Source organism: Streptomyces sp. URMC 126 (assembly GCF_051386555.1).
Lineage (GTDB): Bacteria > Actinomycetota > Actinomycetes > Streptomycetales > Streptomycetaceae > Streptomyces.
In genome coordinates this window covers 1-22,109 of record NZ_JBPQTX010000098.1, presented here as the reverse complement: position 1 = coordinate 22,109, position 22,109 = coordinate 1, and the positions used below count along the sequence as shown (strand labels likewise).

17 protein-coding genes and 2 pseudogenes are annotated in these 22,109 nt (G+C 74.8%); 3 read left to right on the top strand and 16 right to left on the bottom strand.

Annotated features, from left to right (window positions below; translation table 11 throughout):
* Positions 1–1,699: hydroxysqualene dehydroxylase (locus ACSNOK_RS14655; protein WP_436781090.1), on the top strand; the 1,699-nt coding region annotated here is incomplete at its 5' end.
* 56 nt (positions 1,700–1,755) lie between these two features.
* Here the strand turns inward: ACSNOK_RS14655 and ACSNOK_RS14650 are convergent.
* The 6 genes from ACSNOK_RS14650 to ACSNOK_RS14625 form a co-directional block, all read right to left on the bottom strand.
* A complete protein-coding gene (locus ACSNOK_RS14650; protein ID WP_436781089.1) occupies positions 1,756–2,982 on the bottom strand; it encodes a cytochrome P450 in 1,227 nt (408 codons plus the stop codon).
* Between the two features lie 53 nt (positions 2,983–3,035).
* Positions 3,036–4,367, bottom strand: coding sequence for a cytochrome P450 family protein (locus ACSNOK_RS14645; RefSeq protein WP_436781088.1), 1,332 nt, complete (start codon positions 4,365–4,367; stop codon positions 3,036–3,038).
* Entirely contained in the window at positions 4,364–7,483 is a 3,120-nt protein-coding gene (locus ACSNOK_RS14640) for an amino acid adenylation domain-containing protein (RefSeq protein WP_436781087.1), read from the bottom strand. Before ACSNOK_RS14640 ends, ACSNOK_RS14645 begins: the two co-directional genes overlap by 4 nt.
* A 171-nt stretch (positions 7,484–7,654) precedes the next feature.
* A complete protein-coding gene (locus ACSNOK_RS14635; protein WP_436781086.1) occupies positions 7,655–8,131 on the bottom strand; it encodes a pyridoxamine 5'-phosphate oxidase family protein in 477 nt (158 codons plus the stop codon).
* Between the two features lie 388 nt (positions 8,132–8,519).
* Positions 8,520–9,845 (bottom strand): DUF2252 domain-containing protein, encoded by a 1,326-nt coding sequence (locus ACSNOK_RS14630; RefSeq protein ID WP_436781085.1) that lies wholly within the window; start codon positions 9,843–9,845, stop codon positions 8,520–8,522.
* A gap of 115 nt (positions 9,846–9,960) precedes the next feature.
* Positions 9,961–10,338, bottom strand: a complete 378-nt coding sequence (locus tag ACSNOK_RS14625) for a cupin domain-containing protein (RefSeq protein WP_436781084.1) — start codon at positions 10,336–10,338, stop codon at positions 9,961–9,963.
* A gap of 71 nt (positions 10,339–10,409) precedes the next feature.
* On the opposite strand from ACSNOK_RS14625, the gene ACSNOK_RS14620 reads away from it, so the two are divergent.
* Both ACSNOK_RS14620 and ACSNOK_RS14615 read left to right on the top strand, forming a co-directional pair.
* Positions 10,410–11,357, top strand: coding sequence for a GlxA family transcriptional regulator (locus ACSNOK_RS14620; RefSeq protein ID WP_436781083.1), 948 nt, complete (start codon positions 10,410–10,412; stop codon positions 11,355–11,357).
* A 137-nt stretch (positions 11,358–11,494) separates the two neighbouring features.
* Positions 11,495–12,844, top strand: a complete 1,350-nt coding sequence (locus tag ACSNOK_RS14615) for a cytochrome P450 (RefSeq protein ID WP_436781082.1) — start codon at positions 11,495–11,497, stop codon at positions 12,842–12,844.
* 124 nt (positions 12,845–12,968) lie between these two features.
* On the opposite strand, the gene ACSNOK_RS14610 is transcribed toward ACSNOK_RS14615, so the two are convergent.
* The 10 genes and pseudogenes from ACSNOK_RS14610 to ACSNOK_RS14565 all read right to left on the bottom strand — a co-directional run.
* Complete coding sequence (locus ACSNOK_RS14610; RefSeq protein ID WP_436781081.1) at positions 12,969–13,865, bottom strand: TIGR03621 family F420-dependent LLM class oxidoreductase; 897 nt, start codon at positions 13,863–13,865, stop codon at positions 12,969–12,971.
* Positions 13,866–14,001: 136 nt separating this feature from the next.
* Positions 14,002–14,700 (bottom strand): annotated as a pseudogene (locus tag ACSNOK_RS14605) (dioxygenase); the annotation flags it as partial.
* A 209-nt stretch (positions 14,701–14,909) separates the two neighbouring features.
* The gene (locus ACSNOK_RS14600) at positions 14,910–15,812 is read right to left on the bottom strand and encodes a helix-turn-helix domain-containing protein (protein WP_436781080.1); all 903 of its coding nucleotides are present in this window, start codon (positions 15,810–15,812) and stop codon (positions 14,910–14,912) included.
* Between the two features lie 162 nt (positions 15,813–15,974).
* Positions 15,975–16,787: an alpha/beta fold hydrolase gene (locus ACSNOK_RS14595; RefSeq protein WP_436781079.1), complete on the bottom strand. Its 813-nt coding sequence runs from the start codon at positions 16,785–16,787 to the stop codon at positions 15,975–15,977.
* A gap of 190 nt (positions 16,788–16,977) precedes the next feature.
* Positions 16,978–18,531: an alpha/beta hydrolase gene (locus ACSNOK_RS14590; protein WP_436781078.1), complete on the bottom strand. Its 1,554-nt coding sequence runs from the start codon at positions 18,529–18,531 to the stop codon at positions 16,978–16,980.
* A gap of 243 nt (positions 18,532–18,774) precedes the next feature.
* Positions 18,775–19,233 carry a MarR family transcriptional regulator gene (locus ACSNOK_RS14585; protein ID WP_436781091.1) on the bottom strand — a complete coding sequence of 153 codons (459 nt, stop codon included), beginning with the start codon at positions 19,231–19,233 and terminating at the stop codon, positions 18,775–18,777.
* A 124-nt stretch (positions 19,234–19,357) separates the two neighbouring features.
* A complete protein-coding gene (locus ACSNOK_RS14580) occupies positions 19,358–20,164 on the bottom strand; it encodes a M15 family metallopeptidase (RefSeq protein WP_436781077.1) in 807 nt (268 codons plus the stop codon).
* A 179-nt stretch (positions 20,165–20,343) separates the two neighbouring features.
* Positions 20,344–21,183, bottom strand: coding sequence for an SAM-dependent methyltransferase (locus ACSNOK_RS14575; protein ID WP_436781076.1), 840 nt, complete (start codon positions 21,181–21,183; stop codon positions 20,344–20,346).
* Positions 21,184–21,281: 98 nt separating this feature from the next.
* Entirely contained in the window at positions 21,282–21,833 is a 552-nt protein-coding gene (locus ACSNOK_RS14570) for a hypothetical protein (RefSeq protein ID WP_436781075.1), read from the bottom strand.
* Between the two features lie 144 nt (positions 21,834–21,977).
* Positions 21,978–22,109: pseudogene (locus tag ACSNOK_RS14565) on the bottom strand (transglycosylase SLT domain-containing protein); the annotation flags it as partial.

Sequence of the window (22,109 nt, the reverse complement as noted above, 5' to 3'; positions counted from 1 at the left end):
GGCCGGGGCCGGCGGGCGGGCGGGCCCGGGGCGGGACGTGGCCGTCCTCGGGGGCGGTGTCGCCGGGCTCAGCGCGGCGCAGGAGCTCGCCGAGCGCGGCTACCGGGTGACCGTCTACGAACGCGAGGCCTCGCTGGGCGGCAAGGCCCGCAGCAAGTACGTGCCGGGGACGGGCGTCGGCGGCCGGCGTCCCCTGCCGGGCGAGCACGGCTTCCGGTTCTTCCCGGGCTTCTACCGCAACCTTCCCGACACCATGCGGCGCATCCCGCTCCCGGGCGGTTCCGGGACGGTGCACGACAACCTGGTGAACGCGACCGACGGCCTGCTGGTCCGCACCGGAGGCCGTCCCGACGCGAGGGTGCCCTTCCGTACGCTACTCGCCCCGCCGGACCCGGGGTCGCTGCGGCCGGACGCCCTGCTGCGCGACCTTACCGCAGCGCTGGACACCGTCCTGCACCTGCCGCCGACCGAGGTCGCCTACTTCGCGAACCGGCTGCTGGTCCACCTCACCAGCTGTGAGCAGCGCCGCTTCGGGCAGTGGGAGCGGGTGCCGTGGTGGGACTTCATCCGGGCCGACCGGATGTCGCGGGACTACCGGCACATCCTCGGCACCGGCATGACCCGCAACCTCGTCGCCATCAAGGCCGAGCAGGCCAGCACGCGCACCGTGGCCCGCATCATTCAGGCGTTCCTGTACAACATCGTGTCCCGGGGGAACGACGGGGAGCCCGACCGCGTCCTCAACGCGCCGACCGACGAGGCGTGGATCGTCCCGTGGGTGCGGCACCTGCGTTCCCTCGGCGTCCGCTTCGTCCTGGGCGCCGAGGTGCGGGAGGTGCTGTACCGGGACGGGCGGGTCACCGGTGTCCGGCTGCGGTCCCCGCGCGGCGGGGCCGACCGCCGCGTCACGGCCGACCACTACCTCAGCGCCCTGCCCGTCGAGCACGCCCGCGTCACCTGGGGCCCGGAGCTGCGCGCGGCGGACCCGCGGCTCGCGCGCTGCGACCGGCTCCGCACGGACTGGATGGTCGGCGTGCAGTACTTCCTGCGGAAGCCCACCCCCATCCTCCGCGGGCACACCAACCACGTCGACTCGCCCTGGGCCCTGACGACCATCAGCCAGGCCCAGTTCTGGCCGGACCGCGACTTCCGCGCCGACTACGGCGACGGCCGCGTCGCCGACTGCCTGTCGGTGTGCGTCTCGGAGTGGCACAAGCCCGGGATCCTCTACGGGAAGCCGGCCGTCCGCTGTACGCGCGAGGAGGTGGCGCGGGAGGTGTGGGAACAGTTGAAGGCGGGGTTGAACGACACGGGCCGCCGGGTCCTGGACGACGGGGACGTCCACACGTGGTTCATCGACCCCGCGGTCACCGGCATGGGCGGTCCTTCGCCGGTCAACCGCGAGCAGTTGTTCATCCATCCGGTAGGCACGTGGTTCGACCGGCCGCCGGCCCGGACGGCGGTGCCGAACTTCTTCCTGGCCGGTGACTACGTCGCCACGGACGTCGACCTCGCCACGATGGAGGGTGCCAACGAGGCGGCCCGCCACGCGGTCAACGCCCTGCTGGAGGCGGACGGTTCCCCGGCGGCGCCGTGCCGCGTCTGGCCGCTGTACCGGCCTCCGGAGCTGGAGCCGTTCCACCGCCGGGACCGCGCCCGGTACGCGGCCGGCCGGCCTAACCTGTTCGACCTGGGCTGACCGAGGGCGCCGCCCCGTGGCGGGCCACGAGGCGGCGCCCTCCAGGGGCCGTTTCCCTACCAGACGACGCGGATCTCGGCCGGCATGATCGCCATGCGGTCGGGATGCCAGGGCACCTCGTCCGCCGGGACCGCCGCCCGGAGGCCCGGCAGCCGGTCGAGGAGGACGCGGAACGCCGTGTCCGACTGGCGGCGTACCAGGTGGGCGCCGGGGCAGTGGTGGCGCCCGTAGCCGAACCGCAGGTGGGGGTTGGGCGAGCGCGCCGGGTCGAACGTCTCGGGGTCGGAGAACGCGGCCGGGTCGTGGTTGACCGCGTCCAGGGACAGCAGGACCAGGTCCCCCTCCTTGAGGGTGGCCGGCCCGAGCTCGGTGTCCCGGGTGACGTAGCGCGGGATGGCGTTGCCCAGGACGACGCCGCACCGCAGCAGTTCCTCCACGCACCGCGGCGTCGTCTCCGGCCGTTCCCGCAGCGCCCTCATCACGTCCGGCCGCCGGAGGAGGTTGAACGCCGCCACGCCCAGGAAGCTCGCGAAGTCCTCGTAGCCGCTGACGAAGAGAACGGCGACGATGTTGGACAGCTGGCGGTCGGTCAGGCCCTGGTGGCGGGCGTTGAGGTCGGCGAGGCGGTCGGCCAGGCCGCGCGGCTCGCCCGGGCGGCGGGCGGCCATGTGCGCGTGCATATGGCCGCGGATCTCTTCCCAGTTGCGGGCGAGTTCCTCGTCCGAGTACGTCGCCATGGTGAGGTCGACGTCGGCGCGGTGGGCGAGCCAGGAGCGGTCCTCGAAGGGCAGTCCGAGGAGGCGCAGCATGCACTTGGCGGCGACCCATTCGGCGAAGTGGTGCTGGAGGTCGCCCGGCGCGCCCTGGCGGACCATGGCGTCCAGGCCCTCGCGGGTGGCCTCGGCGACCCAGTCGGCCGGCAGGTCCGGCTGGTCGCGGCCGAGGGCCCGGAGCACCTCGTCGCGTAGTCCGGCCCGTTGGAGGTGGTTCATGGCGTCGAGCAGTTCGGGTGCCAGGATCGGGGCGTCCTGTGTGGGGCTGTCGGCCTCGCCCAGCACGGAGCGGGCGAAGCTCCGGTCGCGCAGCACGTGCCGGGTGAGTTCGTAGCCGGTGACCAGCCAGGCCTCGCCGCCGGAGTTGGTGCGGACCCTGGCCACCGGGCAGCGGCCGCGCAGGTCGGTGAGCTCGGGGGCGAGCCGGTCGCCCTTGGTGCTGAACGGATAGCGGGGCAGCGGCTCCGTGCGCGGGCCGTCGCCGGTCAGGGGTGTCTGCGGGGTGCTCACGGTGGTGCGGGCCTCTCTCTCCTCGGCTCGGGGCGGTACGGCGGGGGCGGGCGTCACCAGCGCACCGGCAGCCGGGCCGGCGCGCGCAGCGGGGTCGACTCGTCCCAGGGGAGTCCGGCGGCCGGCTCGGCCAGTGCGATGCCGGGCAGCCGTTCCAGCAGCACCTCGATGGCGGTGGCGAGCTGGAGGCGGGTCAGGTGGCCGCCGGTGCAGGCGTGCGGGCCGTGGCCGAACGCCACGTGGGCGTTGGGCGAGCGGGTGAGGTCGAGCCGGTCGGGGTCGGTGAACGCCGCCGGGTCGCGGTTGGCCGCCGCGGGGACGGGCACGACCGCGTCGCCGGCCCGGATGCGCTGCCCGTGCAGCGTGAAGTCCTCCCGGGCGACGAGGATGTTGATGGCGTTCATCAGCGGCACGTGGCGCAGCAGCTCCTCCACGGCCGTGCCGATGAGCGCGGGCCGCTCCCGCAGCCGCCGCAGCTCGTCCGGCCGGCTGAGCAGGGCGAGGAGGGCGTTGCCGGTGTGCTGGATGTTGGTCTTGTAGCCGGCCATCAGCATGGTGACGACGAAGCTGACGACGTCGTCGCGCGTCAGGCCGCTGTCCGGCCGGCGGCTCTCCGCCAGCAGCAGGCGGATGTAGTCCCCTCCTTGCCCTTCCTTCCCTTGCTCCCCTCCCTGCTCGTGGCCTCCGCCGTCCCGCTCCTTGCGGTCGATGAGGTCGGACGCGTAGTCCTGGAGCGCGTACAGCGCGGCCAGCACCTCGTCCATCGTCAGCCCGGAGGCGCCGAGCAGGGCGAGGGTGTGCGGCAGGTAGACGTCGCGGTCCTCGTAGGGCAGGCCGACGGTCTCGCACAGCACCCGCAGCGGCAGCGGTTCGACGAACGCGGGGACGAGGTCCGCCGTGCCGTCCGGCGCCCCGGCCACCATCGCGTCGAGGAGTTCCCCGGCGATGGCCCGGACGCGGGGGGCCATGAACTCCAGCCGCCGGCGGCCGAACAGCGGGAGGACGGCGCGGCGGACCCGCTCGTGGTGCTCGCCCGTCATCTCCAGGAACGTGGGCAGGCAGGGCGGCGGCGCGTCGGCGCCCTCGCGGGGCGGCCAGGCCGAGAGCAGGGGGCGGATCAGGCGGGGATCGGCGAAGGCGGCGCGCACGTCCTCGTATCGGCTGAGCAGCCATCCCGTCTCGCCGTTGGGGAGCCGCGCCTTGACGACGGGCCGTTCGGCGCGCAGCCGGGCGTAGGCGCACGGGGATCCGGCGCTGCCGGGCTCGGGGGCGGGGACGTCCATCACGGCTGCGGCGGTCGCAGAGGCCCCGGTGGTCTCAGGGGTCTCGGTGGTGTCGGCGATATCGAGGGTCTCGGCGGTCTCGGCGGTCTCGGTGTCGCTCATGCGGTCTGCTCCGAAGGGCCGGTGGCGGGACGGGTGAGGTAGCCGGAGGTGAAGAAGTACTCCAGGTAGCGGTCGATCAGGGCGGCGTCGACGGGCGGGCAGACGAGCCCGCTGTCGGCCAGCGCCGCCTCGGCGTTGCGCCGGCCCAGCACCGGGAAGGTGTCCTTGAGGTACATCTCCTTGACGGACATGTCCACGGTGCGGCCGCGGTCGACGCACAGCGACACGAACGGGGCCGTGGCGGCCGTGGGGTGCGCGGCGACGTGGCGTACCAGGGCGGCGACCCACTCGTCGTAGGGCAGCGTCCGCAGGGTGTAGCCGGCGGCGCGCATCCGCTCCAGGACGTCGGCGAACATGGCCGGGCGCGGGTTGGTGAGGTGGTGGACGCGGCCGTCGGCCGGCCGGTGGGTGGCGATGTGGACGACGGCCGCGGCGAGGTGGTCCACCGGGACGAAGTCCATGGGCAGTTCGATGTCGGGAGCGAGTCCGGTGTCGGCGACCGTCTTGATCAGGGAGCAGATGGCCGTCTCGGTGTTGCAGACGCCGTACGCCGCGTCGCCCGTCACCTCGTACGGCCGGTGGACGGCCACCGGCAGCCCCTGACCGGCCGCGTCCCGCAGGACGCCCTCGGCGACCCATTTGCTCTCGGCGTAGCCCATGGTCAGGGCGTCGGCGTGGTCGAGCGGCAGGTCCTCGTTCACCTCGCGGACCCCGGCCGCGCCGAAGCCGGCGACGACGGCGACGGTGGAGACGAAGTGCACCGGGACCCGGCGGGGTGCGGCGATGCGCACGACCTCGCGGGTGCCGTCGACGTTGGCCGCCCGCAGTTCCTCGTACGGGTAGAGGAAGTTGACCTGGGCTCCGTTGTGCACGACGAGGTCCAGGGTGCGGGAGAGGCCGGCCGCGTGCTCGGCGGGCAGGCCCAGGGCGGGTTCGGCGAGGTCGCCGGGGAAGCACTCGACCCGCCGCCAGGCGGCCTCGTCGGGGTGCAGCCCGTAGCGGGCGAGGGCGGTGCGCACCCGGCGTTCGGCGTGCGTCCGGTTCGACGCCCGGACCGGGCAGTGGACGCGGGCGCGGGTCGAGCGCAGCAGCCGGTCGAGGAGGAAGGCGCCGACGAACCCGGAGGCGCCTGTGAGCAGGACGTGCCGCGGGTCCTCGGGGTGCGGGGCGGGGCCGGTGGCGGGCGGGAGGTCGAAGCCGAGCTCGGCCTCCTTGGCGAAGTCGACGGCGGGCCCGGCCGTTCCGGCGGTGCCGTGGCGCGCAGCGCGGACGGCCGCCGCGAAGCCCTCCAGGGTGGGGGCGGCCAGCAGGGCCCTGACGAGGCCGGAGCCGTGGGCGGCGTCCAGGCCGAGGACGGCGAGGGTGCGGGTGACGGCCTCGGAGGCGAGCAGCGAGTCGCCGCCGAGGTGGAAGAAGTGGTCGTGGGGTGCGGGCCGGACGCGCAGCACTTGCTGCCATATCTCGGCGAGGACGCCGAGCAGCCCTTCCGCCGCGGGTTCGGCCGTCTTGCGCGCGGGGGCCGGGGCCGCGGTCCTCAGCCGGGCGCGGTCCACCTTGCCGCCGCTGGTCACCGGCAGCCGGTCCATCGGTATCAGGGCCGGGACGGCCTGCGGGGGCAGCCACTGCGCGCAGTAGGCGCGCAGTTCGGGTACGGGCAGCGGCCGGCCGTGGTCGGCGGGGGTGACGTACGCGGTGAGCGCGCCCTCCTCGGCCTCGACGACGGCCTCGCCGACCGCCGGGTGGGCCCGCAGCCGTGCCTCGACCTCGTCGAGTTCGACGCGCGCGCCGCGCACCTTCACCTGCCGGTCCAGCCGTCCCCGGTACTCCAGGAGTCCGTCGGGCGTGCGGACCGCCCGGTCGCCGGTCCGGTAGAGCGGGCCGTCCGGCTCGACGGCGGGCAGGGTCACGAACCGCTCGGCGGTCAGCGCCGCGTCGCCGAGGTATCCGAGGGCGAGCCCGTCGCCGCCCACGTACAGCTCGCCCTCCTCGCCGGGTGCCGCCGGTGTGCCGTCGGCCCGCAGGACGTGGCAGGTGGAGGCGCCGAAGGGGCGGCCCAGGGGCACCTGTTCTGCGTCCTCGGGCAGCGGGCCCAGTACGTGGGCGGTGGAGACCACCGAGTTCTCGGTCGGGCCGTAGAAGTTGACCACGGTGGTGCCGGGGCAGGCCGTCAGGACGGCGTCGGCGAGGCGGGGGTCCATGGCCTCGCCGCCGGCCGATACGAACCGCAACCCCGACAGGGCCTCGGGCCGGGTCCGGGCGAGGAGGTGGAAGACGCTCGTCGTCAGGTACGCGACCGTCACCCGCCGCGTGCGCAGCAGCTCCTCCAGGGCGGTGGGCGAGAGGAGTTCCGCCCGGTCGGCGATGACCAGGCAGGCGCCGGTGAGCAGGGCGCTCCAGATCTCTATCGTCGAGGCGTCGGAGGACAGGCCGTAGGCGTGCAGGACCCGGTCGTCCGGCCCGGGCGGCGGCAGTTCGGGGTCGGAGAGCACGAGGCGGACGACGCCCCGGTGCGGTATGGCCACGGGTTTGGGGCGGCCGGTGGTGCCGGAGGTGAAGGCCACGTAGGCGGCGTCGGCCGCCGTCGGAACGCGGGACGCGGTGCCGGCCGGCGCTGCGGGGCCGTCGGGGGCGGCGTCGGTCCCGTCGTCGTCGAGGGCGATGCTCACGCGCAGTCCGCGCACCGGGCGCTCGCTGCCGGGCAGGGTGACGGCGGCCCGGAGACCCGCGTCCTCGGCCATGGCCCGCAGCCGGGCCGGCGGCAGGTCCTCGTCCAGCGGGACGTACGCGCAGCCGGCCTTGAGGATGCCGAGCAGCGCCACCAGCGCTTCCGGGGAACGGCCGCCGCACACGCCCACCAGCTCGCCGGGGCGGACGCCGTGCGAGCGCAGGCGTGCCGCCAGGGCGTCGGAGCGGGCGTCGAGCCGGCCGTAGGTGAGGGAGCGTTCGCCGTGCACGGCGGCGAGGGCGTCCGGCCGGGCGGCCGCCTGGGCCGTGAACAGCTCGGCGACGAGCCGGTCGCGCGGGTAGCCGGGGGCGGGGGCGGCTCCGGGCGCCTGTCCAGGGCGGGTACGGAGGTGCGGGGCCTTCGGGGGTAACGAAACGTCGGTGTCGGTCATGGGTCCTTCCGGCTCGGGTTGCGCGGGGCGGGGCGTCGGCCCTCCTGGGCGCGCTCTGCCGCCTTGCGCGGTGGGTGGTACGTGGGTGCGGGTCGCGCGGGGGGCGGGCCCCGGGCGCGTCAGCGGGGGCGGGCCCCCGGGCGCGGCAGCGAAGGCGGGTCCCCCGGCGCGTCAGCCGGCGTCCGGTGCCGCGCCCTCCGGGGCACCGGCGAAGTCGGCCGCGAACGCGGCGAAGTCGGCGGTGCGCCAGCGCTGCGGGCGCATGCGGAAGACGATGTCGTCCTTCAGCTGCGCCGTCGTGGCCGCGAGGTAGGCGCGGGCCTCCTCGGGGTCGAGGTAGCGGTGGGCCAGGGCCTCGCGCACGGCCGGGTCGACGGGGTCCTCGACCGCGGTCACCGGCCCCTCGACGCTGACGTAGCGGTACGGGCGGCGTTCGTCCTGCACGCAGAGGCTGAACCGCCCGGCGGCGCGCAGCAGTCGGGCCTTGACGGTCTCCCGGCCGGTCTCGACGACGACCTCGCCGCCCGGCTCGTACCCGTACCAGACGGGCACCACGAGCGGGGCCCGGTCGCCGCCCCGGGGGTCGGCGACCCCGAGGACGCCGACGCGCGGGGCGGCGAGGAATCGTTCGCGGGCGTCTTCTGGCATCGCGGGCAGCATGTGGCGGCTCCTGTTCGGTATGAGCGGGCGGGAGCGGTTTCACGGGCCGCTCCCCCGCTAAGGATCTTGAACCGAACGCATAACTCCCCGTGGCTATTGCCCTACAAACTGTTGTTTTGAGCCGAGTTGGCGTGCGGCGGCGCGGGCGGGGACGGCGGATCGGGAGCGTCCGGCGCCCCGGGGTTACCGGTGGTTGATCAGGTGCGGACCCCGACTCAGCGCGACCGGGGCAGCACCGCGCCGAAAAGGCCGAAAGCAGCCCCCCTGGGGGTCCGTCAGGCCCTGGACGCCCGCCTGCCTACCGGAACGCGGCCGCCCGCCCCGGGATGTCGGATGTCCCGGGGCGGGCGGCCGCGTGTCGCGTGGAGGGATCCGGTTACAGCCCCGGGATCCGTCCGTTGCGGAACAGGTCGACGAAGATCTGGTGGTCCTCGCGGGCCCGGGCGCCGTAGCCGTGGGCGAAGTCGGTGAGGAGCTCCGCGAAGCCCTTCTCGTCGGCGGCGATCGCCGCGTCGATGGCGCGCTCGGTGGAGAACGGCACCAGGGAGTGGCCGCTGGTGTCGTCGGCGGCGGCGTGCATGGCGGCGGTGGCGCGGCCGAGGTCGGCGACGACGGCCGCGATCTCCTCGGGGTCGTCGATGTCGGACCAGTCGAGGTCGACGGCGTACGGCGAGACCTCGGCGACCAGCTGTCCGGCGCCGTCGAGCTCGGTCCAGCCGAGCCACGGGTCGGCGTGGGCCTGGAGGGCGCGCTGGGAGATCACCGTGCGGTGGCCCTCGTGCCGGAAGTAGGCGCGCACGGCCGGGTCGGTGACGTGCCGGGAGACCGCGGGGGTCTGCGCCTGCTTCATGTAGATGACGACGTCGTTCTCCAGCGCGTCGCTGTTGCCCTCCAGGAGGATGTTGTAGGAGGGGAGGCCGGCGCTGCCGATGCCGATGCCGCGGCGGCCGACGACGTCCTTGACGCGGTGGGAGTCGGGCCGGACCCGGCTGCTGTCGGGCAGGGTCTCCAGGTAGCCCTCGAAGGCGTCGAGGACCTTGGCGCGCGTGGCGGCGTCCAGCGGTATCGAGCCGCCGCCGTCGAGGAAGCGCCGGTCGTGGTCGCGGATCTCGGTCATGGTCGCGAGGAGGCCGAAGCGGGTGCGGGCGCGGGCCTCGCGGAGGGCGTCGAGGAGCGGGCCCTGCGCGGTGTCGAGGGTGAAGGGCGGGACCTCGTCGTCCTTCGCGCCGGTGGCCAGGGCGTGGATACGCTCGCGGTACGCGGCGGCGTAGATCCGGACCAGCTCCGTGATGGTGGCGTCGCTGAGCGCCTTGGCGTGGCCCAGCAGGGCCACGGAGGCGGCGAAGCGCTTGAGGTCCCAGAGGAAGGGGCCGACGTAGGCCTCGTCGAAGTCGTTGACGTTGAAGACCAGGCGGCCGCCCGCGTCCATGTACGTGCCCAAGTTCTCGGCGTGCAGGTCGCCGTGGATCCACACGCGGGAGGTGCGGTCGTCGAGGTACGGTCCGGCGTCCCGCTCGTGGGCCAGGTCGTGGTAGAAGAGGCAGGCGGTGCCCCGGTAGAAGGCGAAGGCGGAGGCGGCCATCTTCCGGAACTTCACCCGGAAGGCGGCCGGGTCGGCCGCCAGCAGCTGCGCGAACGCGGTGTCGAAAACGGCGAGGATCTCCTCGCCGCGCTGGGCGGCCCGGTCGTGCTCGAGCGCCATCGCTGGTCCTCCTGGGGTGGTTCATCGTGCGGACACCTGTGCGTCCGCCGTTCACCGCGTGAGGCTACCGGCCCGCGCCTGGCGCCGTGGGCGCGGGCCGGTCGCCCCGGGCGGCCTAGCCCTCCGGGTAGAAGACGAAAAGGACGCAGCCTGTCGTCGTCTGCGGGATGTGGGAGGAGCCGGCGGGGGCGTGCAGGAAGGTTCCGGCCGGGTAGTCGCGTTCGCCGTCGTTGAAGACGCCGGAGACGACGAACACCTCCTCCGGGCCCGGCTCGTGGACGTCGAGCCCTTCCCAGCACGCCCCGGGGTCCAGCTCCACGACGTGCGCCGACGCGCCGTTCGCGCCGCGCCAGAGCGACCGCTGCCGGATGCCGGGGAAGATCTCGCGGGCCGGGACGTCCCGCGCGGCGGTCCACACGTAGCCGGGCACGTGCCCGCCCGTCACGGCCGTCCCGTCGCCGCTGCCGGTGATCTGTGCTGTCTCGTTCGTCATGGAGGCAAGCCTGGTCCGCCTGTGGCCCTCCGCCCAGTGTCTCGTTTGACGCGCTGCGGTACTTTTCTGCCATGCATCGCGTCACGGCACTCGTCCACCCGCCGCAGTCGACCTTCGAACTCGCCTGCGCGGCGGACGTGTTCGGCGTCGAGCGGTCCGGCCTGCCCGCCCGGTACCGCTTCGAGGTGTGCGCCGAGCGCCCGGGGCCCGTCGCCACGCTCGCCGGGTACGACATGGTCGTCACGGCGGGGCTCGACGCCCTCGACCGGGCCGACACCGTGGTCGTCCCCGGCCGGCTGCCCGTCGGCGAGCCGCCCTCGGACGACGTCGTCCGGGCCCTGCGGCGGGCGCACGGGCGCGGCGCGCGCCTGGTCGGCATCTGCACCGGCGCCTTCGCCCTGGCGTACGCGGGCCTCCTCGACGGCCGTTCGGCGACCACCCACTGGGCGCGGGCCGAGGAGTTCGCCGCGCGCTTCCCGGCCGTCCGCCTGGAGCCCGACGTGCTGTACGTCGACCACGGCGACGTCGCCACCAGCGCGGGCTCCGGGGCCGGGATCGACCTGTGCCTGCACCTGGTGCGCGCCGACCACGGCGCCGGCTACGCCGCGCACGTCGCCCGGAGCATGGTGATGCCGCCGCACCGGGAGGGCGGGCAGTCGCAGTACGCGGCCCCGCCCCGGCCCGCCCAGATCGACGGCTCGCTGGCACCGCTCCTGGACTGGGCCGCCGCCCGGCTGGACGAACCGCTGACCGTCGCCCGCCTGGCCGCCCACGCCGGCTGCTCCACCCGGACCCTCGCCCGCCGCTTCGCCGAGCAGCTCGGCACCAGCCCGGGGCAGTGGCTGCTCGCCCGGCGGATCGCCGCCGCCCGTGAGCTGCTGGAGACCACCGGCCTGGCGGTGGACGCCGTCGCCCGGCGCACCGGCCTCTCCTCCGCCACCAACCTCCGCAGGCGCTTCCTCGCCGCCCTGGGCACCACTCCCAGCGCGTACCGCAGGGCTTTCCGCGCCACCTCGTGACGGCCCGTCCGCCCCGGGACCACCCCGGCGCCCGCCAGCCCGTCCGGCGTCGCGGCCGGTCCTCGCCCGCCCACGCCCCCTGGCCGGCGGCGCGGCGGGCGCCGATACTGGCGGGCGGCGAGTGAGGAGGGGTGCCGGTGGCGGAGATTCCCGGTCCTGAGCCGGACGCCGACGGCGGTGGCGCGGCCGTCGCGGCGGCGGGCGGGCTGCACGCCTACCAGATGCGGCTGCACGCCGCGTACGGGCCGGTCGTGCGGTTCCGGCTGCCGGGGGCGGAGAGCGCCGTCTCGGTCGCCGATCCGGTGCTGCTGGAGGCCACGGAGCACCTGGACGAGCGGCCGGAGGGACTGTTCGCCTTCCTCGACCCGTTCTTCGAGACGGGCAACCTCCAGGTGATGCCGGCCGGCGAACACGCGCCGTGGCGGCGGCTGATGCTGTCGGTCCTGGCCGGGCGCCCGTCCCACGAGCGGCACTTCCCCCGGTTCACCGAGCTGGTGACGGAGCTCGCCGACCGGTGGGCGGAGCGGGCGGGCGGTGAGGCCGTCTGCCTGCAGCGGGAGCTCACCACACTGTCGTTGCGGATGATCTGCGCGTACGCGCTGGGAGGCGACGCCGTCGACCCCGAACGCGCCGTCGAGGCGTTCGAGGTCGTGCTGACCGAGCACCTGGGCCGGCTCTACCGGGCCCCGGGGCGGGAACGGGACGGCGGTGAACGGGACGGCGAGGAGCGGGACGGCGAGGAGCGGGCCCGGGAGGCGCTCGGTCACCTGCGGACGGTGGTCGACGAGGTCGTCACGGCGCACCGCCACGGCGGCGCCGGCGGCCGGAGCGATCTGATCCGGGCGCTCGTGGACGCCGGCGAGAGCCCGGCGCGGATCCGCGACACCGTCATGGTGACGCTGCTGGCCGCCCATCACACGACCGGGGTGGCCGTCTCGTGGACCCTGCACCTGCTGGGCCGCCACCCCGAGGCGGCCGGGCGCGTCGCCGCCGAGCTCGACCGCGTGCTCGGCGACCGGGCGGCGCCCGCCTACGCGGACCTGCGGCGGCTCCCGTACCTGACCATGGTCCTCAAAGAGGCGATGCGGCTCTGTCCGCCCGGCCCGTACGGCGCCCGGCGGACGACGGAGCCCCTCACCCTGGGCGACTACGAGATCCCCGCCGGGACGACGGTCTTCTACCCGTTCCAAGCCGTGCACCTGAACCCCGACGTCTGGCCCGACCCGGAGAAGTTCGTCCCCGAGCGGTTCACCGCGGAGGAGACGGCCCGGCGGCCCCGGCTCGCCTACGTCCCCTTCGGCCTCGGTCCGCGCGGCTGCGAGGGCGCCCGGCTGGCGATGGTGGAGGCGGAGCTGATCCTCGCCGTCCTGCTGAAGCGGTTCCGCTTCCGGCCCGAGCCCGGGCACGAGGTGGTGCCCGTCGAACGCTTCGTGCTCTGGGCGGCGGACGACATCCGGATGCGGGTGGTGCCCCGGACCGGCCCGTGACCCCGCACGCGGCCCCGGGCGTCCGGTGCCGGGACGCGCCGGCCACCCGTGCGGGCCGGTGAAGGCGCCGCGGGGATCCGCCGGTTCGCCGACCGTATCCGCCTCCGCCATCGCCGTCGGCCGGTCAGGCGCGCAGGTACTCCAGCACGGGCGCGAACTCCTCCATGTACGGCTCCAGGATCGTGAAGTAGCTGAAGCCGTAGCGTGCGCGGTGGGCGTGCAGGCGGGCGGCGATGTCCTCGGCCGGGCCGGACAGGAGGGCGGGGTGGTCCGACAGCTCCTCGTCCGTGAGGTGGGCGGTGTCCCCCATCAGGTCGCCCCGCCGGGCGAGGGGGTCACCGTCGACGGTCACGACCTGGACCAGGAAATTGAGCTCGGCGGGGGCGAGTTCGGCCGGCCGTTCGGCTTCGAAGCGGCGGTAGGCGGCGACGCGCTCCTCCAGGGCGGCGGGGGCCAGCAGGCGCGGCGTCCCGTCGGGGCCGGTGCCGCCCCCGGTGAAGGCCATGGTGGTGGCGTGCCGGGCGGCCGTGCGCAGGACGCGGTCGCCGTTGCCGCCGATCACCACCGGGACGCGGGGCTGGACGGCCGCGGGCATGTGTCCCGGGTCGGCGAGCAGCCGGCCGACCTCGGTCACGGTGTGGGCCAGGTGGTCCACGCGCTCGCGCGGCGAGCCGAAGGGCAGCCCGGCGCTCTCGTGCTCGGCTCGCACGTAGCCGGTGCCGAGGCCCAGCTCCAGCCGTCCGCCGGTCAGTTGGTCGGCCGTGGCCACTTCGCGGGCGAGCAGGGCCGGGTTCCAGAAGCCGGCGTTGAGCACGTACGTGCCCAGCCGGGGCCGCTCGGTGGCCCCGGCGGCGGCCGCGAGGAAGGGGAACGGGGCCGGCATGCCCAGGTGGTCGGCCACCAGGATCACGTCGTAGCCCAGTTCCTCGGCCCGGCGGCACTTGGCGCGCCAGTCGGCGGCCGTGCCCGCGCTGAACATGTTGACGGCGAAGCGGAAAGGCCGGTCGGCTTGGTTCGTCATCGGAAACCCCCTCGGTGGTCACGTGATCGAACCGTACCGGAGCCCCTCTCCGGTCGCGGGCCGGCGGGGCGCGCCGCCGCCGATGTACGGCGCGCCCCGCCGGCCGTGGGGGCCGCGGTCAGCGTCTCCGCGCCGCGCCGGGCCCGCCGGGGGTGACGACGAAGTCGAAGGCGGCCTCCTTGGCGGGTCCCGCCTGGCGGACCGTCATGAGCAGCCGCGGGTCGAAGAGGGAGTCGGTCTGGTTGCGGGGTTCGCCGGGGAAGTACAGCTGCGTCGTGAGGATGGGCCCGCCCGGCGCCTGGACCTTGACGTGGAGGTGGCGGGTGCGCCCGGGGTAGAGGCCGGGCACGATGGTCGTGAGGGTGAACGCCCCGCGTGCGTCGGTGTACTGGTGTCCCCGGAGCCGGTAGCCGCGGTTGTCGTAGGCCCCGGCGTTGTCGGCCTGCCAGAAGTCCAGCAGGGCGTGGGCGACGGGCCGGCAGGTCGCCCCGAAGACGTATCCGGAGACCGTGAGCCGGGTGCCGCGCATACCGGGTTCGAGCAGGGAGGCGCGCTCCGGCGAACTCGGTTTGAAGTAGGGGCCCTCCATCTGCGGCGGGGTGGGCTCGTCCCCGTCGTCGCAGTACGGGGTGGGGGGCAGCGGCGCGTCCGTGGGTCGGTGGTCCCGGGCCAGGGCGACGCCGCCGCCGAGCAGGGCGGGCAGGGGGACGGCCAGGAGAGCCGCCTTGAGCACGGTCTTGCGGCTGACGTGCCGCCGTTCCGTCGCGTCGCCGACGTCGCCGCTGTCGCCGCCGTCGGCCGCCTCGCCGCCGGTGGGCAGGTTCTCTTCCGTCATGGTTCCGCCTCCTCGGGTGGGCGCTTGGTCGTCCGAGCGCGCAGTCGCCTGTCCGTGCGGTCGGCTGTGGACGCGGACGGCTGTCCGCGCTTTCGCCGGACGCGTTTTCGCCGGACGCGTTTTCGCCGGACGCGTTTTCGTCTGTGCGGTGAGGAACCTAGAGCGGCGGACGGGACGGATCGATGCACTGCGTTCGGCGAACGTGGTGTTTACTCCGGCAGTCTCCCGCCCCCGGTTCGGCGGAAGTCGCCGGGGCTGACGCCGGTCTCACGCCGGAAGAAGCGGCAGAAGTAGGCGGGGTCGGCGAAGCCCACGCGCCGGGCGATCTGGACGACGCTCAGGCCGGAGCCGGTGAGCAGCCGTTTGGCCTCCAGGGTGCGGGCGGCCCGTATCAGCTCGCCGGGCGTCCGGCCGGTGGCCTGCTTGACGGACTCGATGAGGTGGCCGACGGACACACCGAGCCGGTCGGCGTAGGCGCGGACCGCGCCCCCGGCCCCGGCCGTCTCGGCGAGCAGCGCGCCGAACTCCCTGGCGACCTCGGCGGAACGGCCCGCGTCCGCCTCGGGTCTCCGCTCCCCGGCCAGCCGCAGGGCGCGGACGAGCAGGATGTGCAGGTATGCCTCCAGCACGGAGACGTAACCGTCGGCGCGGGCGGTGAACTCGCGTTCCATGGCCCCCACCAGGGCGCCGATCCCGGCCGTGTCACCGCCGTCCGGGCCGGTGGGCAGCCGTGGCACCCGCCGCTCCCCCAGCGCGCGCAGCAGCTGCCGGTCCCCGGGGCGGGAGAGCAGGAAGTCGTCGGTGAACAGCAGGAGTACGCCCGTGAGGCCCGTCGCGTGCTCCCAGTAGTGCACCTGCCCGGGCAGCACGAGGCACAGGTGGGGTGGGCGCAGCGGGTGGGGGACGAGGTCGACGACGTGGGTGCCGGTGCCCGCGGTGACGTAGACGATCTCGTGGAAGGTGTGCCGGTGGGGGTATCCGGCGTGGGAGTCCGGGCCGAAGGTGTCGAACGAGCCCATGGCGAAGGGCGGCAGGCGGCCGGCCGGGACGCCGAGCCGGTGCAGGGGCACGGGCTCGGCGGGCGGCGGCGCGTCCTGGGTGCGGGGGGCCATGCCGGGCGTCCTTCCCCGGGGCGGTCCCGGTGTCGAGGGCGGGGGGGGTGGGCGTGGGCGTGGGCCGCCAGAGTCCCCCAACACCGGTGCGGCGGCAAGGCGCGGCGGCCCCTCGGGGCGGCGCCGGAGGCCGCGGACGTCTCCGGTGGACCGTCTGGACCGTCAGCGTGCGAAGGCCGCCCGCAGGGCCGCGGCGAACTCCGCCGGGTGCGTCAGGTAGCCGACGTGACCGCCCGGGAACTCCGTGACGCCCGCGCCCAGCAGCTCCGCCAGGGCCTCCGTCGTACGGTGCAGGGCGGTCCGGGGCCGCTCCTCGCCGGTCACCAGGAGGCACCGGCCCGCGCGGAGCGCCTCGGTGTCAGGGCGGAAGCGGGTGAGGGAGCGGAGTTCGTACTCCAGGCACACCGCGCCGTTGGCCTGGACGCGGGCCAGCATCTCCCGCGCGGCAGGGGGCAGGGCCGCGTCCGGTTCGGGCGCGGCTTCGAGACCGATCTCGTCGGCGAGCCTGCGGAGCACCGTCTGCGGTCCCTCGCGCCGGTACAGATCGTGGATCTCGCGGAACAGGGCGTGCCAGCGGTCCGCGTCGGGCAGCAGGTCGACGACGAACGGTTCGTGGGCGACGAGGGCCCGTACCCGGCCGGGGTGGCGGGCCAGCAGGTCCATGCCGGTCATGGCGCCGTAGCTGGTGCCGAAGACGTACGCCGGCCGTCCGGCGGCGACCTCGTCCAGCATCAGGCGGGCGTCGTGGCCGCGGTCCTCGATCGTCTGCTCCCGGGGCGGGGCCGTGAGGCGGCTGCGGGAGTTGCCGCGCGGGTCGAAGGTGACGACGGTGTGGTCCTCGGCCATCAGGCGGGCCAGCGGTCCGAACATGGCGGCGTCCCCGTCGCCGCCGTTGATCAGCAGGAGGGGCGGACCCGCTCCGCGTACCTCGTAGTGGATCTCGGCGCCGGGAACGGTGAGCGTACCTGTCTCCATGGGCCCTTCAGGGTGCCGTGGGAAGCGGACGGCCGCAACGGGGCCGCGCGGGCCCGGCCGTCAGGCCCGGCACCCGCGGCGGGAAGGGCGGAGGCCCCTCGCCGCCGGTGCGCGGAGGCGAGGGGCGAGGGGCCGGTTGGCGAAAGGTGGCGGGGGCCCGGATGCGGCCGTCCGCCCGGCACGGCCCGGGTTACTTCGGGCAGACCCCGTCGGACGCCGGGAGGCGGCCGGTGGCGAGGTAGGCGTTCACCCGGCCGTCGACGCACGCGTTGCCGTACTCGCCGAACAGGCCGTGGTGCTCCGCCCCCTCGACGGTCAGCAGCCGGGAGGACGGCAGCAGGCCGTGGAGGTGCCGGCTGCTGTCGTAGGTGGTGCGCGGGTCACCCGTGGCGGCGACGATCAGGGCGCGGGCGTCGTTGGTGACCCGGGTGGGCTGTTCGCGCGGCGGTCGCGGCCAGAAGGCGCACGGGTTGGTGTTGTGCGCGAGCGGGCCGAACAGCGGGTGCGCGGCGCGGGAGTCCTCGACCGCGCGCCGGTACGTCTCGGGGTCGCGCGGTGCGGGGATGTCACCGCACAGGATCGCCGCCTGGGCGCTCGCCGACGCCGACTCCGCGTCGGTCATGGTGGCGGCGAGGCTCTCGGCCAGGCCTTCCGGCGCTTCGACGGCCCTGCCGCGCGCGGCCTGCCGGAGCGCGGCGACCGAGTCGGCGAGGGCGGCCCGGGCGGGGTCCCGGTCGTCGGCCAGGGCGCCGAAGAGGAGGAACGGGACGACGGTGTCGTCGACCCGGTACGTCCGCGCGCCGGTGCCCAGGACGAGCGGGCGGCGGGCGGCCGAGCGGACGATGTCCCCGACGGTGTCGAGGACTTGGCCGCGGGTGCGGCCGAGCCCGTACCGGGCGTCGCGGCGCGCCGCCCAGTCGGCCCAGTGGTCCAGGGCGCGCTCGTTGGCGCCGAGCATCGTGGTCAGCATCCGCGGGCCGTAGTCGCGTGGGCTGATGGCGCCGTCGAGGACGACCCGGTCGGTGCGGCCGGGGAACATCTGGGTGTACACGGTGCCGAGGTAGGTGCCGTAGGAGTAGCCCAGATAGGAGATCCGCCGCTCGCCGAGGACGGCGCGGACGACGTCCATGTCGCGGGCGGTGTTGCGAGTGGTGATGTGCGGCAGGACGTCGCCCGCCGTCCGGGCGCAGCGCTCGGCCAGGTCGCGCTGGAACGCGGCCTGCCGTTCGAACGTCCCGGGACCCGAGCCGGCGGAGCGGATCCAGGTGCCGGTGGGCCAGCCGCAGTCCAGCGGGGTGCTGCGGCCCACGAAGCGCGGGTCGAGGCCGATGACGTCGTAGCGGGCGCCGACGTCCTTCATGGCCTCGCGGACGCCGGCCGCGAGGTCGAGGGAGGCGCCGCCGGGACCGCCGCTGTTGACGAGGAGCGCCCCGGCCCGGTGGGCGGTGTCGGTGGCCTTGATACGGGAGAGGGCGAGGGTGATGGTGCGGCCGTCGGGGTCGGAGTAGTCCAGGGGCACGGAGATCGTGGCGCAGCGGGCGCCCGCCCGTTCCAGTGCCCGGCCGGTCTCGTCGTCCGGCCCCAGGAGACAGCTCTTCCAGTCCGGCCGCTGCTGGTGGTAGCGAGCGAGCCCGGCGGAGCCGCCGCCACTGTCCGGTCCGGTGTCCGCCCGGGCGGCGGCGGGCAGGGCGGACAGACAGGCGGCGGCCGTCAGCGCGGCGGCGGCTCTGCGCAGGGATGTCATCGCGTCTCCTTCACCAGGGTCCCGGCGTTCCTCCGCGCCGGGGCGGCCTGGCCGGCCGCCCGGGGAGGTTTCCGCGATTCACGCTAGGCGGCGGTGGAGACCTGATCACTGGAGTGGGCCCCCGAACGGGGGGTGGGGGCAACCCCCGCCGTCACGGTCCGGGGCGCGCGGCCGGTACGCCGGCGGGTGGCGGTGGGCGGTGGCGGTGGCGGTGGCGGGATGCTCGCGGCGGCGGCCGGCCCGTCACTGGTGCCAGGCATGTCCCCCCGTGTTGTGGATGAACCGCTGCAGCACCTTGAGGGTGGTCAGGTACTCCTCGTCGGAGATGTCCCGGTGCCGTTCCGCCCACAGTTCGCCCTGGAGGACGGCGGTCTTCTCGCGGAACGCCCGCCCCTCCGCGGTGAGGCGCAGCCGCCCCTCGCCGTCCTCGGCGACCCAGCCGCGGGCCACCGTCTCGTCGATCTCCGCCGCGACGGCCTGGGCTCCCGTGTCGAGGTAGCCCTCCAGGACGCCGCACACCTCGGCGCGCGAGGGGGCGTTCTCGGCGCGCGCGATCTGCTCCAGGATCCAGCACTGGGGCTGCGTGGTGCCGATGTCCGCGAGGGCGGCGCGGGTCCGGCCGACGGTGGCCTTGTAGGCCGCCCAGCTCCAGTAGCCCACGGGCTGCCGGAGCAGGCCGGCGTCGGTGTGCGAGTACTCCATGTGTGCCATGACGGGATCCCCCATCTGTCGTGTCGACGTTCGGGGGACGGACGCTACGACCTCGATCACTCTTGAGGTCAAGGCGGGCGCCGCCCGGCCGGCGCCCGACGCACGCGGGCGTTCGCTAGCCGGCCGGGCGGAGCGAGCGCCGGGTGACGGGGAAGTCGAAGTAGGTGTCCGGGAAGGTCTCGGGCCGGAAGGTGTAGTGCCACCACTCCTCCGGGAGGTTGTGGAAGCCCGCCTTCTCCAGGCCGTCCTTGAGCAGCAGGCGGTTGGCGCGCTGGGTGCCGACGACGCGTGGGTCGAGGGTGTGCGACAGGGTGTCGAAGCAGTCGAACCCGGTGCCCATGTCCAGGGAGTTGTCCGGGAAGCGGTCCCGCTTCGGGCCGTGGCACGGGGTCAGCGGCTCGCCGGGGATGTACGGGCGGGTGGGGAGCGCGGGCAGCCGGACCAGGGTCAGGTCGACCGTACTCCCCCGGCTGTGCCCGGACTTGGCCGCGATGTAGCCGTCCTCGAACAGCCGCGTCTTGTCGACGCGCGGGTAGAACTCCGCCTTCATCCGCTGGTCGCCGAGGTCCTCGGCCCACCGGACGAAGTGGTCGACGGCGCGCTGGGGCCGGTAGCAGTCGTAGACCTTGAGGGAGTACCCCCGCCGGAGGAAGGACCGCTGGGCCCGGCGCAGCGCGACGGCGGCGTCGCGGGTCACGACGCACAGGGGCTGCCGGTAGCCGTCGATCCGCTCGCCGGTGAAGTTGTGGCGGGTGAGGTAGCGCATCTCCTGCAGGATGGTGGGATCGACGTCCCGGAGGGCGACGAACTCGGGTGGCGCCTTGGGCTCCCGGCGTTCCTGTGCGCTGGTGGTGGCGGGTACGGCCGTCGCCACCAGGGCGGCGGCCACCCCGGCGACCAGGCCGCGGAGAATTCTTCGCATCGGCTCGAACCCCTTCGCACGTCCGGGGAGTGACGCGGTGGCGCGTCGCTCCGCAGGCGGCATCCTGGCGGAGCCGCGCCGGGGCCGTCCAGTGAGCCGGGGTGGCGGAATCGGTCACGCCGTCGCACCGGGCGGGGCCCGGAGCGGGTGCCGCCTCGGTCCGGCCGGGACCGCCCGTCTCACGGCGTGTCCGTCCCCCGCCGTGCGTGGAAGATGCCCCAGCGGAGCCGTCCGTGCCGGGCCGCGTCCGCCCACTGCGGCAGGTTGTCGAGCAGCCCTTGGAGGTAGTCGGGGCTGATGAGGTCGCGGAGGGTTTCCTTCCGGGCCCGGGTCTCCTCGGTCAGCCGGTCGTAGTGGCGCACGAGTTGCTGGCTGTCGTCGTCGAAGCCGACGGCGTGCAGGCCGAGCGCCGTCAGCCGTTCCCGGTAGAACGACGGCGTGGCCAGGGCGTCGACCCCGAGCCGGGCGATGACGGGCCGCAGGACGTCGTCGGGTGTGCCGTCGGCGGCCATGACGTCGGTGAACGCCAGGACGCCGCCCGGGGCCAGGACGCGGGTCGCCTCGGCCAGCGCGCGGGCGCGGTCGTCGCTGTGGCAGAGCGCCTCCAGCGAGCAGACGGCGTCGAACGCGCCGTCGTCGCTGGGGATGTCGTGGAAGGAGCCGGTGACGACGTCGACGAGTCCGTCGAGTCCGCGCTCGGCGTTGACCGCGCGGTGCCGTGCGTTCTGTTCCTCGCTGAGGTTGAGGGCGACGACGCGGCACCCGAACCGCCCGGCCAGGTAGCGGGCGGTGCCTCCGTAGCCGGATCCCAGGTCGAGCACGCGCCGCCCGGGGCCGAGCCGTTCGGCCAACCGTTCGGCGAGCCGCTCCACCGTTCGCCGGGACGCGTCGGCGACGGGTTCCGCCTCGTGGGCGTAGCTGCCGGTGTGGATGTCCTCGCCGCCCCATACGACGTCGTAGAAGACGTCCACGTCGCGGCTCTCGTAGTAGCGCCGCGTCGCCTCGTCCTGTTGCCGCACTCCGCTCACCTCACCGTGGTTCGTGATCGTCCGGTCCGCCCCCAATCTGCCGTCCGCGAGCGGGCGTGACCAGAGGGCGTGGCCGGGGCGGCGTCCGGTCAGGCCGGCTGCCGGCGTGTGGCGACGTAGCTGAAGGGCGCCGAGACCCCGGCGCTGTGGTGGCCGGCGGCCGACAGGGCCCGTTCCAGGCGGGCGCGGGGCTTCAGGCCGAGGTCCGCCGTGGCGTGCAGGGCGCCGAGCGCGAACCCGTCCCCGCAGCCGACGGCGGCGTATCCGTCGGCGGGCTCGGCTATCTGGTAGTCGCCGTAGACGGCGAACAGCCGGCCGCCGATGCCGACGAGGAACGTCCCGGCGCACTCCTGTTCCGCGTCCTTGCGCGCCCAGCCGCCGTCCTTCAGGCACTTGCGCAGCTTGTCGACGAAGACGGTCGTCATAAATCGGTCCAGGTCGGCTCCGGCGGGCTTCGGCGCCCGGAACGCGTGGTGCAGCAGTTGCCCCATGCGGAAACTGGTGGTGAAGCCCATGACGTACGGCCCGTTGCGGAAGATCTTCGGGTCCCGCCGGACGGTGATCCGCAGACCCGCGACTCCGGCCGAGTCCCCGCCCAGGTGTACGCGCCCGTTGTGTACGAGCCCGGCGATCACCGTCATGCCGTCCTCCCCCTCCGCCGTGTCCCCATATCGATTACTGCGCGCGGGGCGGCGGCCGGAAACCGCGCGGCTGCGGACGGGGGGGACGGGCGTGGGCGGCGCCCGGAGAGGACGCCGCCCACGGCCTTCGTATGGTTCCGCCGGTCAGTAGGCGGAGTTGACGTTGTCCATCGAGCCGTACTTGTCGGCCGCGTAGTTACAGGACGCGACGATGTTGGCGACCGGGTCCCAGATGTCCCAGGACGTGCCCTCGACGTGGTACGCCTTGAACGTCGG

Bases quoted from the DNA above. Each gene is read 5' to 3' on its own strand.
- ACSNOK_RS14645 (WP_436781088.1), bottom strand. From the start codon at position 4,367: ATGAGCGACACCGAGACCGCCGAGACCGCCGAGACCCTCGATATCGCC.
- ACSNOK_RS14640 (WP_436781087.1), bottom strand. From the start codon at position 7,483: ATGACCGACACCGACGTTTCGTTACCCCCGAAGGCCCCGCACCTCCGT.
- ACSNOK_RS14635 (WP_436781086.1), bottom strand. From the start codon at position 8,131: ATGCCAGAAGACGCCCGCGAACGATTCCTCGCCGCCCCGCGCGTCGGC.
- ACSNOK_RS14630 (WP_436781085.1), bottom strand. From the start codon at position 9,845: ATGGCGCTCGAGCACGACCGGGCCGCCCAGCGCGGCGAGGAGATCCTC.
- ACSNOK_RS14625 (WP_436781084.1), bottom strand. From the start codon at position 10,338: ATGACGAACGAGACAGCACAGATCACCGGCAGCGGCGACGGGACGGCC.
- ACSNOK_RS14620 (WP_436781083.1), top strand. From the start codon at position 10,410: ATGCATCGCGTCACGGCACTCGTCCACCCGCCGCAGTCGACCTTCGAA.
- ACSNOK_RS14610 (WP_436781081.1), bottom strand. From the start codon at position 13,865: ATGACGAACCAAGCCGACCGGCCTTTCCGCTTCGCCGTCAACATGTTC.
- ACSNOK_RS14600 (WP_436781080.1), bottom strand. From the start codon at position 15,812: ATGGCCCCCCGCACCCAGGACGCGCCGCCGCCCGCCGAGCCCGTGCCC.
- ACSNOK_RS14595 (WP_436781079.1), bottom strand. From the start codon at position 16,787: ATGGAGACAGGTACGCTCACCGTTCCCGGCGCCGAGATCCACTACGAG.
- ACSNOK_RS14590 (WP_436781078.1), bottom strand. From the start codon at position 18,531: ATGACATCCCTGCGCAGAGCCGCCGCCGCGCTGACGGCCGCCGCCTGT.
- ACSNOK_RS14585 (WP_436781091.1), bottom strand. From the start codon at position 19,233: ATGGAGTACTCGCACACCGACGCCGGCCTGCTCCGGCAGCCCGTGGGC.
- ACSNOK_RS14580 (WP_436781077.1), bottom strand. From the start codon at position 20,164: ATGCGAAGAATTCTCCGCGGCCTGGTCGCCGGGGTGGCCGCCGCCCTG.
- ACSNOK_RS14570 (WP_436781075.1), bottom strand. From the start codon at position 21,833: ATGACGGTGATCGCCGGGCTCGTACACAACGGGCGCGTACACCTGGGC.